The 16,755-nt window shown below is 32.0% G+C and carries 16 protein-coding genes; all 16 read right to left on the bottom strand.

Going from position 1 to position 16,755, the window contains the following annotated elements; genetic code table 11:
• Positions 1 to 4: 4 nt before the first annotated feature.
• Positions 5 to 1,732, bottom strand: coding sequence for a UDP-N-acetylglucosamine 4,6-dehydratase (configuration-retaining) (gene pglF, locus SULBA_RS09170; protein WP_014770010.1), 1,728 nt, complete (start codon positions 1,730 to 1,732; stop codon positions 5 to 7).
• Positions 1,732 to 2,703, bottom strand: coding sequence for an MraY family glycosyltransferase (locus SULBA_RS09175; protein ID WP_041672002.1), 972 nt, complete (start codon positions 2,701 to 2,703; stop codon positions 1,732 to 1,734). The genes pglF and SULBA_RS09175 overlap by 1 nt, the downstream gene beginning before the upstream one ends.
• Entirely contained in the window at positions 2,703 to 3,560 is an 858-nt protein-coding gene (locus SULBA_RS09180) for an NAD-dependent epimerase/dehydratase family protein (RefSeq protein ID WP_014770012.1), read from the bottom strand. The genes SULBA_RS09175 and SULBA_RS09180 overlap by 1 nt, the downstream gene beginning before the upstream one ends.
• The gene (locus tag SULBA_RS09185) at positions 3,557 to 4,303 is read right to left on the bottom strand and encodes a glycosyltransferase family 2 protein (protein WP_014770013.1); all 747 of its coding nucleotides are present in this window, start codon (positions 4,301 to 4,303) and stop codon (positions 3,557 to 3,559) included. Before SULBA_RS09185 ends, SULBA_RS09180 begins: the two co-directional genes overlap by 4 nt.
• Positions 4,303 to 5,481: a glycosyltransferase family 4 protein gene (locus tag SULBA_RS09190; protein WP_014770014.1), complete on the bottom strand. Its 1,179-nt coding sequence runs from the start codon at positions 5,479 to 5,481 to the stop codon at positions 4,303 to 4,305. Before SULBA_RS09190 ends, SULBA_RS09185 begins: the two co-directional genes overlap by 1 nt.
• The gene (locus SULBA_RS09195; protein ID WP_014770015.1) at positions 5,478 to 6,572 is read right to left on the bottom strand and encodes a glycosyltransferase; all 1,095 of its coding nucleotides are present in this window, start codon (positions 6,570 to 6,572) and stop codon (positions 5,478 to 5,480) included. Before SULBA_RS09195 ends, SULBA_RS09190 begins: the two co-directional genes overlap by 4 nt.
• Positions 6,573 to 6,850: 278 nt before the next feature.
• The gene (locus tag SULBA_RS12800) at positions 6,851 to 7,849 is read right to left on the bottom strand and encodes a glycosyltransferase family 2 protein (protein ID WP_014770016.1); all 999 of its coding nucleotides are present in this window, start codon (positions 7,847 to 7,849) and stop codon (positions 6,851 to 6,853) included.
• Complete coding sequence (locus SULBA_RS09205) at positions 7,836 to 8,963, bottom strand: polysaccharide pyruvyl transferase family protein (RefSeq protein ID WP_014770017.1); 1,128 nt, start codon at positions 8,961 to 8,963, stop codon at positions 7,836 to 7,838. Before SULBA_RS09205 ends, SULBA_RS12800 begins: the two co-directional genes overlap by 14 nt.
• Before the next feature lie 20 nt (positions 8,964 to 8,983).
• A complete protein-coding gene (locus tag SULBA_RS09210; protein WP_014770018.1) occupies positions 8,984 to 9,901 on the bottom strand; it encodes an aldo/keto reductase family protein in 918 nt (305 codons plus the stop codon).
• Between the two features lie 2 nt (positions 9,902 to 9,903).
• The gene (locus tag SULBA_RS12805) at positions 9,904 to 10,599 is read right to left on the bottom strand and encodes an acyltransferase (RefSeq protein ID WP_014770019.1); all 696 of its coding nucleotides are present in this window, start codon (positions 10,597 to 10,599) and stop codon (positions 9,904 to 9,906) included.
• Positions 10,586 to 11,779: a Coenzyme F420 hydrogenase/dehydrogenase, beta subunit C-terminal domain gene (locus tag SULBA_RS09215; RefSeq protein ID WP_014770020.1), complete on the bottom strand. Its 1,194-nt coding sequence runs from the start codon at positions 11,777 to 11,779 to the stop codon at positions 10,586 to 10,588. Before SULBA_RS09215 ends, SULBA_RS12805 begins: the two co-directional genes overlap by 14 nt.
• Positions 11,780 to 11,809: 30 nt before the next feature.
• Entirely contained in the window at positions 11,810 to 12,817 is a 1,008-nt protein-coding gene (locus tag SULBA_RS09220) for a ketoacyl-ACP synthase III (RefSeq protein ID WP_014770021.1), read from the bottom strand.
• Positions 12,818 to 13,051 carry an acyl carrier protein gene (locus tag SULBA_RS09225; RefSeq protein WP_014770022.1) on the bottom strand — a complete coding sequence of 78 codons (234 nt, stop codon included), beginning with the start codon at positions 13,049 to 13,051 and terminating at the stop codon, positions 12,818 to 12,820. It lies immediately after the preceding gene.
• A 17-nt stretch (positions 13,052 to 13,068) separates the two neighbouring features.
• Positions 13,069 to 14,583: an oligosaccharide flippase family protein gene (locus SULBA_RS09230; RefSeq protein ID WP_014770023.1), complete on the bottom strand. Its 1,515-nt coding sequence runs from the start codon at positions 14,581 to 14,583 to the stop codon at positions 13,069 to 13,071.
• On the bottom strand, positions 14,584 to 15,618 hold the full coding sequence (locus tag SULBA_RS09235; protein ID WP_014770024.1) for an acyltransferase: 1,035 nt from the start codon (positions 15,616 to 15,618) through the stop codon (positions 14,584 to 14,586). It lies immediately after the preceding gene.
• A gap of 114 nt (positions 15,619 to 15,732) precedes the next feature.
• Positions 15,733 to 16,752 carry a glycosyltransferase family 4 protein gene (locus SULBA_RS09240; RefSeq protein WP_014770026.1) on the bottom strand — a complete coding sequence of 340 codons (1,020 nt, stop codon included), beginning with the start codon at positions 16,750 to 16,752 and terminating at the stop codon, positions 15,733 to 15,735.
• Positions 16,753 to 16,755 lie beyond the last annotated feature (3 nt).

Here is a 16,755-nt window from a genome sequence, read left to right on the forward strand (position 1 = left end):
TTCCTTAAGGATGATGATGAAATTCAGGGACTATCTTTTTGAGTTGTGCTAATTTATCCCTACATGTAAAAAGTTCTTCTATATCTGCTACTAATTTTTCTACAGGATATTCGGTCTTATGCGCTACCATGATAGAGGCATATTGTGTCTTTTTATCGCTCTCATTCATAAGAAGCTCTTCATAGAGTTTTTCACCTGCTCTTAGTCCTATAAATTCGATAGCAATATCATTTTTTCCTGAAAGTTCTATCATTTTTTGCGCTAAATCAACAATTTTGACAGGTTCACCCATATCCAAAATAAACAGCTCACCACTCTTTCCAATCGCTCCTGTTTGAAGTACTAATTCACACGCTTCAGGAATCAACATAAAATAGCGTGTAATATCAGGATGAGTCACCGTAATAGGACCTCCCTTTTCAATTTGCGCTTTGAATTTAGGAATAACAGACCCGCTACTACCCAAAACATTACCAAACCGAACGGCAACTATTTGTGTTTTGGGAGAGCTAACATTTTGCGCATAGAGTTCACACACGCGTTTTGTTGCACCCATAACATTCGTAGGACGAACGGCTTTATCGGTTGAAATTAATATAAACGTACCTACTGCATATTGAATTGCCAAATCAATACAAATTTTTGTTCCCAAAATATTATTTAAAATACCTTCTTTTGGATTTGCCTCCACCAATGGTACATGTTTATAGGCAGCAGCATGAACAACAATATTGGGTCTATACTGAGCAAAAACGTTTTTAAAGAGTTCTTCATTTAGAACACTTTGCATAATGGGCACAAGTTTATCGCTTTGCGACTCTTCCATAATCTGATACAGGTTAAACTCACTGTGATCAACTAAAATCAACTTTTTGGCATTGTACTTTAAACATTGTCGCACTATTTCACTACCGATGCTGCCACCAGCTCCTGTTATCAATACAACTTTGTCGTGAATAAATGCTGAAATCTTCGCTTTATCTAGATCTTGAGGATGTCTTGCTAAAAGGTCTTCAACCGTAATATTTTTAAGTTGATTTGATAAAAAGGTATCGGAAAGAATATCTTCTAGTGCAGGTAAAATTTTAATTTCATTGAAAAAAGGCTTTAACTCTTCATAAATCGCATTCCTTTTTTTAGCAGATGCAGAAGGAATTGCAATTAACAACAAGTCATACGTACTAGTTTGCATTTTTTGTTTTAAAATATCTTTCGAAATAATTCTAACTGCATCAATACTTCGTTTTTGAAGTTTTTTATTATCATCAACAAAATAACGTATTTTATACACACTGTCTCGAAACTCTTCTGCAAGTTTTAGTCCTGCTTTTCCTGCACCATAAATCACAAGCTTTTTCTCTTTTGTAACATGACTTCTGTTTGCTAACATATAGTACGTATACATTAAAAAATTAATCAGAAACAGATACAAGAAAAGTTCTGAAAGCATAAAAGAAAGACGCAATTTTCCATAATAAAAAGGTGCATAGACACAAAAAGCAGCCATGTAAACAAGGCTTTTCATTAAGAAAGTTTTTTGCGTTACCTTGGACCATGAAAGTGAAAAATCTTTAAAAATAGCAATAGAAGCAATGATGCGTACGCTAGCAACACTAGCAATCGTAAACCACTGAATTGGCAAATGAAAAATCCAAAATGTCCATACAAAACTCATACAAGTTAAAACAACAATAACAAGAAGGTTTAAAATACGTTTATCAATACTGTGCATTACTCAAACTTCTTGTGACAATCAACCCATTTTACGATTGCATATAAAAAAACCAATGCAAGTATAAAAAAAGCCATTGTGAATTCTTGAAAGTAAAAAGCACTATACCCTAGAATCAATAAAACAAGATTGATACCCATGCCTAAAAGTACGACTTTATCATGCCTTAAGCCACTTTGGACTGCTCTTTGGTAGGCATGTTTTCGATGGGCTTTGCTTAAACGCTCTTTGTTTTTATAACGTCTTAAAAGGGTCAGTGTTGCATCAAACCAAAAGAGCCCAAAAAGAATAAGCCACACAAAAATAGAAACTCCATTATTTTGATCATAAAGAGCAAAAATAGAAACGGTGTACCCTAAAAGCGTACTTCCGACGTCGCCCATAAAAATTTTTGCTTTATGCCAATTCCATACTAAAAAACCAGCCACAGAAACCATTAAAATCAAAAAATGTTCTCCACCAAATATTAACCATCCTGCAAACGTTAAAAAAATGGCTTCACTTCCAGCATAACCATCAATGCCATCTAAAAAATTATAGAGATTGATACACCACATAATTCCCAAAAAAGCCACTATATTGCAAAACAATGAATTATCAAGTACCAAAAATCCAAAATCAATATGATTGAGCCCACCTAATGTATAAAGCCCTGCAATACTAACCAAAGCCTGAACAACAAGCCTTACTTTGGGTGATAATTCATATACATCATCTATATAACTTACAAAAGAGAGCACACTACCACACATAAGTGCATAAAATAAAGAGGGTTCTATCTCTTTACATGTAAAAAAATAAAGAAGTCCCAAAAACCATGTTAAAGCTATTGCAATACCACCGCCATGCGGTGTTGGTACCGTGTGCGAGCTACGCTCAGTTACCTCAGCCAAGAGAGATTTTTTTAATGCAACAAAACGAATACCATACGTCAAAAGAAATGAAACAAAAAACGCAAGAACATATATCATCATTCTTTTTCACCTTCAATCATAAGCCTAATCCCTTCTTCAACTCTGTATGGATTTTTAAAATCTAATGTCGCTTTTGTTTGAGAATTATCCACGACCAAATCACAAAATAACCGCTGATACAGTGAGGGCTTTAACCATCGAAGCATGTACTCAAAAAGCTTTACATGTAAAAGGTATTTTTTTTTATTTTTAGCCCTTGCAATGTGTTCAATCAACTGCGTTGTAGAAAGTGGTGCATCATCACTCGCCAAAAAAATACCACTTTGTCGCTGCTTCATAATGCAATCTATCATGGCACACAAATTGCCCACATACACAAAACTGCGTTGATTCATAATGCCACCAAAAGGCAATATAGGTACTTTATCGATGAGTTTCATTAAGCTCTTAATATTACCAGGTGCATTTGCACCATAGACCATAGGTGGACGAATAATAGAAACCTTAAAGTGTTCATCTTCCAAAGCCAATAACTGTTTCTCAGCTTCCAATTTACTTTGACCGTAAAATGTTGCAGGGTTAAGGAGTGAATCTTCGTTTAAAAATGTCAAAGAGGTATCATAAACAGCAATCGTACTCATAAAAACGAACTGTTTGACACCTGCTTCTTTTGCTTTTAATGCAAGATTTACTGTTTTAGAGACATTGAATTCATTGCATAAAGCTTGTGTTGCATTGGGTTGATGCACAATTGCAGAAAGATGAAGAATAGTACTAATCCCACCTAATGCTAATGCATCCAAATTTTCTTGGTGAAAGGAACAAAAAGATATATTGTAAGTAGCGCTATAATGCGTTGTAAAGTAGCCACCTATAAATTCTGATGCCCCCGTTACTAATACGTGATGCTTCATAATCGCTTCTGCAAGAATTTACTCATGATATTCACACCCACATAGTAAAATGATTTAAAAATTGAAAGCTTTTCATGCTCTCTAAAAAGTATATAATGATACTTGACTAACGCTAATTTATTACTTGAAACTGAATTCTTACGAATACGATAAACTGCTAAGGGCTCAAGTAGTCCCTGTGTTGTCCCAATTATTTTGAAAATTTTTAACCATAAGCCATAGTCTTGCCGTTTTAAAATATCAGGCATATAGATTTTTCCCAGTTTTTTGGTATCGTATATAGCAGTGAGACAGCCAATTTTATTTGAAGAAAGCATAGCTGTATAGTTAAGCTTTTCTGGTGCTAGAGTTTGGCCACAATGATTACCTATCTCATCAATCAGCACATAAGAACAATAGGTAAAATCAAGATGCTTCTCTTGCATAAAGGCTATTTGCTTTTGTAACTTTTCAGGCAACCATACATCATCGGCATCCAAAAAAGCAATGTACCTTCCTTGTGCTGTTTCTATCGCCGTGTTTCGAGCAATAGCTGGACCACTGTTTTTTTCTAATCTTATAAGCTTTATGCGACTATCTCTTTGAGAATATTCTTCTACAATATCATTTGATTTATCAGGTGAAACATCATCAACTATAATCATTTCCCAATTTTGATAGGTTTGAGACAATACTGACTCAATCGTTTGAGATATAAAAAGTTCTGAATTATAAGATGGGGTTATTATTGAAACAAGTTCCATTACGATTGTCTCCATATTTGAACATATTTCTTCATCAAGTCTTCTACATCAAAATTTTCTAAGATAAATTTTTTTGCTTCTTCTCTCATTTGCTCTTTCTTCGTTTGAGTTAATGACATCACTAATTGGGGAATACTATCGTATTGACCATTCTTTATAATAAATCCTGTTTTGCCATCTTCAATTAACTCATGAATTCCTGGGGTATCTGAGACAATGCATATACACCCTACCAACATTGCTTCTTTCACAACATTTGGTAATCGTTCTCGACTTGACAGCAAAAGTAAAACATCTGATTTTGCCATATACTGTAAAAGAAGATGCTGTGAAATATGCCCTTTAAATTCAACACGATTTTCAAGTCGCATCATGGTAACTTGTGTTTTCAACACCTCTTTAAGCTCACCATCTCCACACACTAACATTTTTGAATTATCAATATTTTTGGAAAAATCACCAAAAATATCAATCGCCATCTCAAATCTTTTTAATGGTATCAACCTTCCAGCGACGATCCAGAGATGATTCTCTTTTTTGATACCCTCAAGAATCTTTAAATGTTCTTTGGCGCATGTTCCTCTATGTACAACATGAATTTTATCTTCCTCTATACCTAAGTGTCTTAAAGACTTTTCATTAGCATAGGCATGTGTAAATATCCAATCGGCTTTTTGCGCTAAACTTCGACTGACTCCCAAAGCATATTCTAAGTCATATGCCCCTAAAAACATTGAAAGTTTAACGTGAGGAAGTCTTTTTTTTAATAAAAATCCAACAACACTAGGATAATGACCCCAAAAAAGATGTACAACGTCTGGTTGGAGTTTTTTTAATTGTTTTAAAATATAAAAACTAATGGGCATAAGAGCAATCAGGCGTATGCAATGTTGTGGCTTCTTTATATCGTTTAAAAGTATCCATTTGAGTGTACTTAAAAAGAGACAAGAGGATTTAAAAATTTCAATAACCCCTGCCAATACTTTTTTACTATTGCTAGCGCAAAGAGGTATATCCTCTAATGCTCTTTCTTTTAGCATTTTATCGTGTAAAACATGTTGCGATCTCATTGAAAAAACGGATATATCCATCCCAATTTTTTTTAATGCAACCACATCATGTGATGCGAAAGTTTCACTGGGTGAGGGAAATTGCATGGTAATATAGGCTATTTTCAAACTAGAAGACCTTCAAGAACAGCTTTTGCTCTTTTTTCCCAAGTATATTTTGTTAATAAGCAATTATAAGCATTTTCGCCTAGCTCCATTCTCAGCGAAATATTAGATGCTAAATTTTCTATAGCACTTCTCCACGCCAAAAAATCATCAGGATTAACTAAAATAGCATTACTTTTATTGAGTACTTCTTCAAGCACCTCAAACTTTGAAACAACCATAGCTTTTCTTGATGCCATATATTCAAAAATTTTTAATGGGGACATCCATCTTGCAGTATCTCTTCCGCTGGATGTCTTAGGACCTACTTGATAGGGTGCTAATAAAATATCACATTCATGTAAAAATGCACCAACTTCTTTAGGCTCCCGTTTCCCATACCAATTGATATTATTGCTTCTCTGTAAAGTTTTCCACTGTTCAATATCATTAATATCTCCACCTACAATATGAAACTGCAAAAGAGGTAGTTCGTTTGCTAAATCCATCATTAAACGTAAACCATTCCCTTCTCGTAATCCCCCTGCATAACCTATGTTTATCTCTTTTTTATTTTCTAACAAAAATTTTTCGGAGTGATAAGAAAGGGTTGCCCCATCATGTGCGACTATAATGTTGCTTATCTCAAACTCTTTTACCAAATCTAACTTTAGTCCTTCGGAGATCACAACAACTCTTAATAAATTTTTATTTCTTAATAATGAGCGATAAAGCCATTTTAAAAATTTTGAATGCGGCATCTCATGAAATTCGACAATTGATTTTAAGCCTAAGTTCATAGTAAAAAAAGCACTCAATAGACACCGACTATAACACAAATCTGGCTTTATACATAATCTTGCTTTAAACGCTTGAATTAATCCATATAAAATAGGACCTAAAAATTTAATATTTTTAGATTGAACACAAATAAGCTTAAAATCATTTTTAATACCATAATCATCAAATAAAAAATCTCTATTTTGAGCATTACACTTTGCATGTAAATAAATTTGATGCCCATTTTTAGCAAAAGAAGAAGCCATATTCATTACATGTATAGCATTGGCAACTTTTTTTTCTAAAGGGCTATTTGATAGATACGCTATTTTCATATTACTGTCCTTACTCTTTTCACATTATGAGTTTATTTAGATTATTTTTTTAAATGAATATTTAATATAGATAATACTACTCAAACATCTATTTGATCACATTTCTTTTCTAGGAGACTATTCAAATTTTTCTCTATCCTACAAGATCTACTTGTTTTAAGTCTAACCAATTTTTTTTATCATATTTTGTAAATATTTCTAGGTCTAATTTTTTCATTAAAATCAAAATAATTAATATAATATTTATGAAAATTTATCAAAACTAGATTTCTTAAGTATTATTCTATTACTTTAAAGAATAGTATAGCTTTAAAAAACTGCTTAACTTTTTTAGACTTATTTTTTTTCTGAATAAAGTAATCAAATAAGATGTTAGGAATTAATAAAATAAATATTATTTTTAAATGATTAATAAAAGTAAATTTATTTGTACACAAGATTTTCAGTATATTTTTTCCATTTTTATTTTTTTTATTTTTAATTACTTTATTTAAAAGATGCTTGTCTATATATAGACTAAGCCACTTTTTAATATCTTCGTTGTGTGCTAAATTCTTATAATTCATTAAGTTTATTTTAGTAGGTAGTGGCATTTCAAGTCTATCTGTTATAAAGGCTGTATTATTCTCTGTTTCACTAAGATATATAGCACATTCTTTGGTGTTATATACGATTCTTTTTTCAAGAGCAACTCTAGCCCACACATATTGGTCCTCTCCATATTTTTCATCTTCAGGAAACCATATATTATTTTCTACAAATACTTTTTTAGGAATACATGTTGCGGATGTCCAAACTAAATTACTACCTTTTACAATGGATTCAAAATAATTTGGGATTAATCCTATATAATCTTTTGAAGGTAACCCTTGTATATCAATTCCACTTTCTTCGCCATTTGCTTTTCTCTTTTTATATGCTGTAGCATAAAGTCCAGCATCTGGAAAGTTTTGTCTTAGTTCATAAATAGTTTGCAAGAACTCAGGCAGCCACAAATCATCAGCATCTAAAAAAGCTATATATTCTGCTTTTGCTTCTTTTATGCCATTATTTCTTGCTACTGATACCCCAGCGTTTTCTTGGTTAATGAGCCTTATTCTTTCATCTCGCATCGCTTCAACCATCTTCGCACTATCGTCTTTTGAGCCATCATTTACCACCACTATTTCAAAGTCTTGAAAAGTTTGAGCTAAAACTGTTTCTATAGTTTCTTTTACATGATTTTGTTTATTATAAAGCGGTATCACCACACTAAAAAATGGTTTATCTTCGCCCATTATTCAATGCTCTCATTAAAAACTCCAAAGACTTCTTCTTTTGCATGCCTAAAATCTCGTTCACTTTATTGTAGTTTATCTTTCCCAGCTCTCCACCTTCAAAGTTTTTCACATTAAAAACAAGCCTCTCTTTCAGTCCTAGCGCATCAAGCAAAGATATAAACCTATCAAGCCCTCTGCTCTCATTTCCTATAACTACAAACTCTTTTTCAAAGATGATAGAAAAAACCATCCCATGAAATGAGTCCGTCACCACAAAGTCAGCACCAGCAAATGCCGCTAACCATTGGGGCGCAGAGTACGTTACATGTAGCGTGTCAAAACCTTTTAAATGGAGTACATTTTCAAACTTGTAGATATTTTTTGTAAACTCTATAATCTCTTTTTTCTCTTCCGCCTCATCGAGGACATAGGTAAGAAGTCCCCCTTTACCCACGCCCGTCACGTTGTGTTTTTTTATAATTTCTTCTTGGTAAAAATCTTTACTCATAAGCATTGTCGGGTCTAGTACATGTACAGCTTTTTCATAGCCAAATGCTTCTTTACATGTAAGAACTCCCGAAGCTTCTCGCATAGATACAGCCGTAAAATCTTGAAGTAATTTTGCTATCTCCGCATGGTCATTCTCACCCTCCCAGTGGTCTTTTCCAAAAGAAGCTGCATAGGCTATTTTTTTCGTCCTGCTTCCATCCACAAAGTCTAAAAAATAATTTTTGTAGTATTTCTCATCTATGTATTTCTTTCTCCAAACTTGGTCGCTTCCTACTATCACAACATCTAGCTTTTGTTCTCTTGCAAACTCTTCTAGGTCTTGCCTTGTGTGCAAATCTTTACTCATTTCAGATATCTCTTTTTCGATAAATCCTCTATGAAACGCTTTTCTCTTAAGCCTCTCTTTATTGTTTTTATAATTACTTTTTAGACCTCTAAAATCTTGAAAAGGTATTTTTACGATCAATGCAATAATAAGCCGCTTCCAAAATACTTGTTTTTTTTGTTTGTATATCAAAACCACATCATGACCTTGAGAACTTAAAAATCTATACAATGCTACAGCTTGTAAAATTCCACCATAATTTTCTGCTATTGGTAGGGTTAATATTCCTATTTTCATATTGTAATACACATACTTTTCTATAACTTTGTAAAATCGCAATTATCTGGGTCATATCTTAACCTCATATTTTCATCAATATCATCTATTCTCATAATCTCACTTTTATCTAGTTCAAAATTAAATATATCAATATTTTTTTCTATATTAGTTTTATTCATAGATCGTGGAATTGCAGGAATTCCTTTTTGGGTATGCCATCTTAAAACTATCTGTGGCACAGATTTATTATACTTTTTGGCAATTGCTATTAAATCCTGATTTTTAACAATTTTAGGATGCACTCTACCTATTGGAGTATATGCCATTGGCACTATATCTTTTGATTTACAAAACTGTACTAGTTTTTTTTGCGTCATCAAAGGATGTATTTCAAACTCATTGACAGATGGTATCACCGTAGCAATTTTTAAAATATCCTCAAGATGGTGCTCGTGACAGTTTGCCACACCAATTGACTTAACTAAACCTTCTTTGTAAACTTCTTCCATCTGCTTCCAAGTGTCTAAAAACTGGTCAGAAACTGGCCAATGAAACATAAAAAGGTCTATATAGTCTATGTTTAATTCACGCAAAGATTTATCTACAGATTCTCTAACTGAGCTATTCCATTGCTCTTTATTGCTAATTCGTGTAATGATAAATAAGTCTTCTCTTTTTATCTTACTCATTTTGATACCAAGACTGATATAAAAACCATTTCTATAAGTAGAAGATGTATCTATCATACGATATCCAGACTTTATAGCATTTTTTATTAAAAAAGCCATTTTAAAGCCTCTCATTATCCATAAAAATCTAAAAAGTGTCCTATGATACAGTGCATTGGTCCATCTTCCTTTTACCCATTTGGGGGGCTTTACATCATGCATAGGGTCAGCTGTTCCTAGTCCAAAAATAGGCATTGTATTTCCACTAGTTAATAATATATCTTGCATAATTAAACTTTCCACTCTATATTTTTTTGTATAGGCATCGCTGGGTTACCTGCTACAAGTGTTTTTTCGGGAATATTTCTTATTACCCAAGACCTAGCACCTACTATTGAACCATCGCCTATTGTTACACCCTTTGAAATCAATACACCTTCCGTAATCCAGCAGTGATCCCCTATTACAATTGGCTCTTTAATTTTAAAATTATCATCAATTATATAGTGAGCATCATAATCTCGGATAACTACATTTCTACCTATCAAAGTACTTTTACCAATAGTAATTTTATCTGCACAAACAATTTGACAGTGTATGTTACATCCAGCGGCTGGACCACCTTTAAAAATTAAACATCCACCCTCAAAAACTTGCATATCTGCACCTGCATACATTGTAAATTTATCGTTTATCGCAAAAAGTGTATTTTTTTCTAGTCTAATTCGTGTTTCAAGTTTAGAGCCTTTTACTTTTGAATACCCTACTGTAACCAAGCCACAAACTTCAATTTTGGCTTCTGGATGTATATCAAAAACGCAATATTTTGTAGGTATAATTAGATTGCTTTTTTTAAAGTTTGTAAAGCTATTTTTTCTAAAAAAATTAATCCAAAAAAACTTATACCATGTCGTTATTGAAAACCCCATGTTTTTATAGAGCAACTTTAAACCTTTTAAAAATTTGATCATTTTATCCCAAATCATACTTACTGGCTCCTGGCTTTACAATATTTCTTGCTATCTTTCTAATTTTTTGCTTTAAACTCAGCTTTTTCTTTGGAAAGTATTTGTTTGTAACATAGTCAAAGTCATATCTGTCCAAATCTTCAAAAAAATATTCTCTGTTTTCTGTAGATTCACTTACTGACTGATATAAGCTTCTATTGCCTGGAATTATGTCTTCTATGGTTACTTTCTTAAAGTCAATATTATCAAGTGCTTGAAAATAATTCATTCCTTGATCTGTATTACACATTATTAGTGAAGTTCCCAAGTTATCATCTAGTTCAGGTGCAACTTTTTCTACACCCCAAAAATCTCCCATCGTAATATCTGCTATTCGTGGATTTTTTTTGAATTTACAATCAAAACATGATACTCGTGTGATATTGCCCGTTTGAAGATATCCTCTTGTATAGTTGTCATCTCTACCTTTTGCATAATAGGCTTCACCATTTTCAAAAGTTGCTTTAAAAGTTAAGCTTCTCCATCCTAATTCTTTGTTTTTCGCTTTTAAATAATTGATTTTTGATCCAAACTTTTTTTCTAAACTATTTAAGTGTTTTTGATAAACTTTTGGAGAGTTGATGCCTCTACAAATAAAATCTAAAATAAGTAAGTTTTCATATGGCTTTCGTAAAAACATTCTAAGTCCTGCCATTTGGCAAGGGGTACCACACACAAGAACTTTTTCACCTTTTCTTAAAAGTGCTTTGACAGATGCATGAAAACCTGTTAAATCACTTTGTGCATATTTTGAGCTTCTTAGTTTTGGTAAATCATTGACGTCATTTGTAACAATATGTTTGATATTAAAATCATTATCATATACTGCTCCCCCAACATACCCTCCCATTTGATAAAATAATTCAGCAAATGCTGTAAAGACACCTCCGCTTGTACTATCTTTAATAACTTCTTTGTCTTTGTGTCTTGCGGCATATACTATAGGCTCTTTCCCAACTTTTAGCTTAGGAGAATCAGCATTCAGCTCTGGACAAACTTTTTCACAAACCCCACAATCAGTACACTTATCTAAATCAACTTTGGGATACCAAAAACCCTCTTTATCTATCTCAAATCGAATCGCCTGAGCATCACTGCATGCATCAAAACAAGCATTACATCCATTGCACTCTTTTTTATCGATAATATTTATTGGCATATTGCAACCTCTCTGAAATCTTAGACTTTATTATTGACATTCCAATACACAACCAGCCCACGAATAGCCAACACCAAATCCTGCTAGTAAGACCTTATCTTTTTTATTAACTTTATTTTCTTTTATAGCTCTATTTAAAGCAATCGGAATAGTCGAGGACACTGTATTACCTACATCATCTATACTATATATAAATTTCTCATTTGAAATTTTTGATATTGTTTTTAGTGTGTCTAGCATAAACTTATTTGCTTGATGAAAAATAAACTGATCGATGTCATCTTTTGATAAAGCATTTTTTTCAAGAGTATCTTTTACAAGCTTAGGAACAGTGTCCATACTAAACTTAAAAACTTCCGCACCATTCATATATAAATTATTTGGAAAATGATCTTTTTCTATAGCTTCATTCTCATCAAAATCCATCATATCATGAAATTTAAATGCACCTGTCTTAACTATTAGATTTTCTGAACCTCGTCCATCTGTTCCAAAACTAAAATTTCCAATTTTTAAGTTTCCAGTTGTAGAAACTATTGTTGCAGTTGCTGCATCTCCGAAAATAGTTCTATTTTTTTTATCTTTACTGTGCATATGCTTACTATAGGCTTCAGAAGTTATAAGTAGAACATTTTTAGCCATATTCCCGTTTATTAAACCTTTAGCTAATGATAATCCATAAACATACCCAGAACAACCTAAATTAAAGTCTAATGCCCCACAACTTGTTGATAGTCCCAATCTTGATTGCAATGTACATGCTGTTGTAGGTAAAAAATAATCTGGTGTTTGAGTACATAGCAGAATAAAATCGATTTCTGACTTATCAATATTATTTTCTGAGAAAAGCTTTTCACTTGCTTGATATGCCATATCTCCTACTGTTTCATTTTTATCAGCAATATGCCGAGAATTTATACCAACTTTTTTTGAAACTTTTTCAACTGTCCATTTTGGAAACTCTTTTATCAATTCTTCATTTGTTAATACTTTTTTAGGAAGATAATAGCTTTGAGCTTTTATAAAAACATCTATCATTTATAAACCTTTTTGTACCAAATCAAATACTTCACCAATAGTTTCACATTCATTTATATCTAACCCAGATAGGTTGACACCGTATTCAATATTGATAGCTGCTGACATAGATAAAGTAGCCAAGGAATCAAAACCTTCTAAATCGTCTAAGTTTGTTTCCATACTAATACTTTCTACTGATATATCTTCTAAACAACCTGCTATTAACTCTATAAATTTTTGATTATTTTCCATTTTATTTCCTTTTAATTTTATTTACCAACATAATTAGTAATATAAATAAGAATTTTATTTCGCATAGATTTACTCATGTCAAAGTAATATATACTCAATAAAACACCTATTATACTAAGTATAATTATAACAAAAGGGTTCATTACTGTTAGCACAATAATATCACTCAATACCATTACAATACTCATAACTTTTAATACAGGTAATAAAAAATCATGCCAATATTCATCAAATGAAATATCCGTAAGCTTGTTAAGTAAATATACTTTTACAACAAAAGCCACTACTATAACTGCAACTATTTGAATATAGAGAATAGCAGTTGGTTCTAAATCATAAAATTTGTAACTTATATATCCCATTGGTAAGACTAGTAAATATGTAACACCTCCTAATATCTGGTTTTCTTTTATGTTGCCAAGTGCTTTAAATATTGTTCCGAATGACATATCAAAAGTTTGTATAAGTGAAAATATCAACATCAATTTACAAAACTCCACAGTCCATTCTGGCACCTCTACAAGCCAAATATTTAAGATTGTTTCTATCTCTAAATACAAAGGAAGGATCAGCAGTAAAGCTAAATAAAATGTATATCTTGCACTCAATAGTGAGAGATGCTTCATTCCCTCACTATTTTCACCACTATGCATTTTCACTATCTGTGGATCTACTGCCATTCTAAAACTATTTATTAGTGAGCCAATAGCCATATTTACTTGCATGGAGATACCCCTAGCGGAATTCACTGCTGGACCAAAAAAAATATTTAGCATGATATTTATGCCATGATTCATAAGCATCCAGGCTAGACTTCCAAACAAACTCCATCCGCTAAAAGAAAGCATCTCTTTTGCAAGTGGCTTGTCCCATGTGAGACTAAAAGTTGTTTCTGCCTTGTAATACTTTTTATTATAGAAATAGTAAAATCCTAAAATCATCAATACCACAAACGCTGTAAAAGCTGCATAAGCAACCAGCTTATCAAAAACAATTATTACCAAAAGATAGACTGCTGCAAGTCTCAAAAGTGCTTCTAGTATGCTCATATATGCAAAAAAGCTCATCTTTTCATGAGCAATCACCATTGCATGATAAGGCACTTTTATGATATTTACCATAGTGCTTAATACTGCAAATTGAAACACCCAAAAAGCTGCCTCTATTCTATCGACTGGAATATTGAGCTTGTTGTTTAAAAACCAAAGACCTATAATCTCGGCTAAAATAAAAACAACTAATGCTAGCCCAATATGAATAATCATGGAAATAGAAAATACTTTTTGTAACTCTTGGGCTCCAAGCTTACCTAATTCAAAAGTTATAAATCTTTGTGTGGCGGAGGTAAGAGCAGAATTTAAAAATGCGAGCATAACTACAAAACTAGCTACTACATTATATATACCAAAATCAGTAACCCCTAGAGTAATCAGAACTATTCTAGTGGTGTATAAACTCACCGCCATGATAATTATCATGCGGAAGTAAAGGAACATTGTATTTCTAGCTATTCGTTTGTAGTTCTGGGTCATTTATTTAAAACCTAATACTTCTATAATCTTTTTTGGAAAAATTTTTCTTGAAATTAAAATGATTAAAACACAAAAGCTTAAGACGGATGAAGCTAATAGGGATTGATAAACTAGTTGATTTTCTATTAGAGATGGTACAATTTTTACGATAAGGGGGGGGATAATTTTTAATAATAAAACATGTATTAAATATATTCCAAAAGATATTTTTCCTAGATATTCTAGTGTTCTAGATTTAAAAAAATCAATATTTTTAAAAAGTAAGATAATCAAAAAAAATGAAAACATAAAAGACGAAGGTTTCATAGCCGTAGCAGCAAGTCCTCCATTTCTAAAAAGTGAAAATAAAAAGTATGATTCAAGGCAAGATAATATATAAAAAGTTACCACTAAAGTAATAAGTAGTTTATTGCTTATAGAAATTTTTTTTATTGACCCAAGATATAAACCAAGAACAAAAAATACTAATAAAACAGGAAAATTTCCTGCATAAAGTATTAGTGGTAGTTTTATGCCCATATAATTTCTAATATAAAATGTAATACCTACTACAGCAAAACTTATAAGTAAGCTAATAATCAATCCTCTAAAGTTTGCAAGCTTTTTTAGTATTGGCAATAAAATATAGTATTGAATAATTAGAGCTATGAAATAATAAGGTCCGGACGATTGAAAAACCACTAATTTAAATAGTTCACTTGCAATTGATTGATTAAAAATCAAAACTTCTAATATTAAAAATACACTAGACCAAAATAAAAAAGGGATGTATATTTTTGGAATTTGCTTTTTGATAAAACTAAAGTATTCACCCCATCTGGATATATTTTTTTGAACTAAAAAATAACCTGAAATTGCAAGGAATAAAGGAACAGCTATATTTATTAATTGTCTAGTTAATACTGTGAAGTTAAAATTAAAGCTATCACTTGAAAATTGAAATCCCTTATTTGATGAGTGTATTATCACAACGAAAATAATTGCAGTTCCTCTTAACATATCAAAATATTTAATTCTTTCATAACTTAACTTCATATAGATGCCACCCCAATAATTTCCGCAAAAGACATAAAGATGACTAAAAGTTGTAAACGATAAAATTGTTTGCGCTGAGCAAATGTCAGTAAAAAAAACAACTCTTTAATAAGCTTATACATTCTCTTTATAGCCCTTATCTGATATTGTCAAAAGCGAATAGACCAAAACAAAAACGAGCGCATACAATACAAAAATAAAAATATCATCTCTTACTTTAAATCCTAACCCAATATACGAAAACAAAATTTGTAATAAACCTAAAATAAAAACTGTTCTAGGAATACTTTTGTGGTAGTTTAAAATAAGATGATGCATATGCGTTTTATCAGCCTTAAAGGGATGTACTCCTTGTAAAAAACGACGGAGCATCACGATTAATGTGTCTAAAATAGGAACCCCTGCTAAGAAGAGTGCTGAAATAGCTGTGATGTACTCTTTTTTAATAGCATAAACAACAATGATTGCGATCATAAAACCTAAAAACATACTACCGCTATCACCCATAAAAATTTTTGAAGGATGCCAATTAAGCAGCAAAAATCCGAAAATACTGCTCATAAGCATCAATGTTATTGAAAATAAAAATAAATCGGTGTATTTATATCCCATATAAGCAAAGGGTAATAAAATTGCTAAAGAAACAACTGATGCTAATCCATCAAGACCATCAATCAAATTCAATGAACTTACAAAACCTGATATTGCAAATGAAAAAAACAGCAAAGCAAAGCCATAACTTAAAACAATCTCTTTGCCAAAAAATGTGCCAAAGTGTTCCAAACTAAAACCCATGTGAAAAAGACCTACCGCGGGAAGTGCCGTTAAAAAAAGTTTGAGTTTAGAAGAAAGTGGTCGCATGTCATCGTACAATCCAACAAAAAACACAAAACTCACAGGAATCAAAAAAAGCAAAGAATCAATATAACCTGAGCAAAAGATGCCTACCAGAAAAGATGCAAATAAAGCAATGCCACCACTTCGTGGTGTTATTTTTGTATGAGAGCTTCGTTCATTTGGAATGTCCAATAGCGGTAAACGATTTTGAAAGCGAATAAGAATAAGATTGAGGGTAAAGGAGAGTAGTAAAACACAGCAAAGCATAACACTTAAAGGTATATCGATAAGAGCCATTGC

Origin of the sequence: Sulfurospirillum barnesii SES-3 (assembly GCF_000265295.1) — a bacterium.
Lineage (GTDB): Bacteria > Campylobacterota > Campylobacteria > Campylobacterales > Sulfurospirillaceae > Sulfurospirillum > Sulfurospirillum barnesii.

What these genes read in the sequence shown, in the direction of transcription:
- SULBA_RS09230 (WP_014770023.1), bottom strand. Translation starts at nt 14,583, where the DNA reads ATGACCCAGAACTACAAACGAATAGCTAGAAATACAATGTTCCTTTAC.
- SULBA_RS09225 (WP_014770022.1), bottom strand. Translation starts at nt 13,051, where the DNA reads ATGGAAAATAATCAAAAATTTATAGAGTTAATAGCAGGTTGTTTAGAA.
- SULBA_RS09240 (WP_014770026.1), bottom strand. Translation starts at nt 16,752, where the DNA reads ATGGCTCTTATCGATATACCTTTAAGTGTTATGCTTTGCTGTGTTTTA.
- SULBA_RS09205 (WP_014770017.1), bottom strand. Translation starts at nt 8,963, where the DNA reads ATGAAAATAGGAATATTAACCCTACCAATAGCAGAAAATTATGGTGGA.
- SULBA_RS09175 (WP_041672002.1), bottom strand. Translation starts at nt 2,703, where the DNA reads ATGATATATGTTCTTGCGTTTTTTGTTTCATTTCTTTTGACGTATGGT.
- SULBA_RS09210 (WP_014770018.1), bottom strand. Translation starts at nt 9,901, where the DNA reads ATGCAAGATATATTATTAACTAGTGGAAATACAATGCCTATTTTTGGA.
- SULBA_RS09195 (WP_014770015.1), bottom strand. Translation starts at nt 6,572, where the DNA reads ATGAAAATAGCGTATCTATCAAATAGCCCTTTAGAAAAAAAAGTTGCC.
- SULBA_RS12805 (WP_014770019.1), bottom strand. Translation starts at nt 10,599, where the DNA reads ATGATTTGGGATAAAATGATCAAATTTTTAAAAGGTTTAAAGTTGCTC.
- SULBA_RS09215 (WP_014770020.1), bottom strand. Translation starts at nt 11,779, where the DNA reads ATGCCAATAAATATTATCGATAAAAAAGAGTGCAATGGATGTAATGCT.
- SULBA_RS09185 (WP_014770013.1), bottom strand. Translation starts at nt 4,303, where the DNA reads ATGGAACTTGTTTCAATAATAACCCCATCTTATAATTCAGAACTTTTT.
- SULBA_RS12800 (WP_014770016.1), bottom strand. Translation starts at nt 7,849, where the DNA reads ATGGGCGAAGATAAACCATTTTTTAGTGTGGTGATACCGCTTTATAAT.
- pglF (WP_014770010.1), bottom strand. Translation starts at nt 1,732, where the DNA reads ATGCACAGTATTGATAAACGTATTTTAAACCTTCTTGTTATTGTTGTT.
- SULBA_RS09220 (WP_014770021.1), bottom strand. Translation starts at nt 12,817, where the DNA reads ATGATAGATGTTTTTATAAAAGCTCAAAGCTATTATCTTCCTAAAAAA.
- SULBA_RS09180 (WP_014770012.1), bottom strand. Translation starts at nt 3,560, where the DNA reads ATGAAGCATCACGTATTAGTAACGGGGGCATCAGAATTTATAGGTGGC.
- SULBA_RS09235 (WP_014770024.1), bottom strand. Translation starts at nt 15,618, where the DNA reads ATGAAGTTAAGTTATGAAAGAATTAAATATTTTGATATGTTAAGAGGA.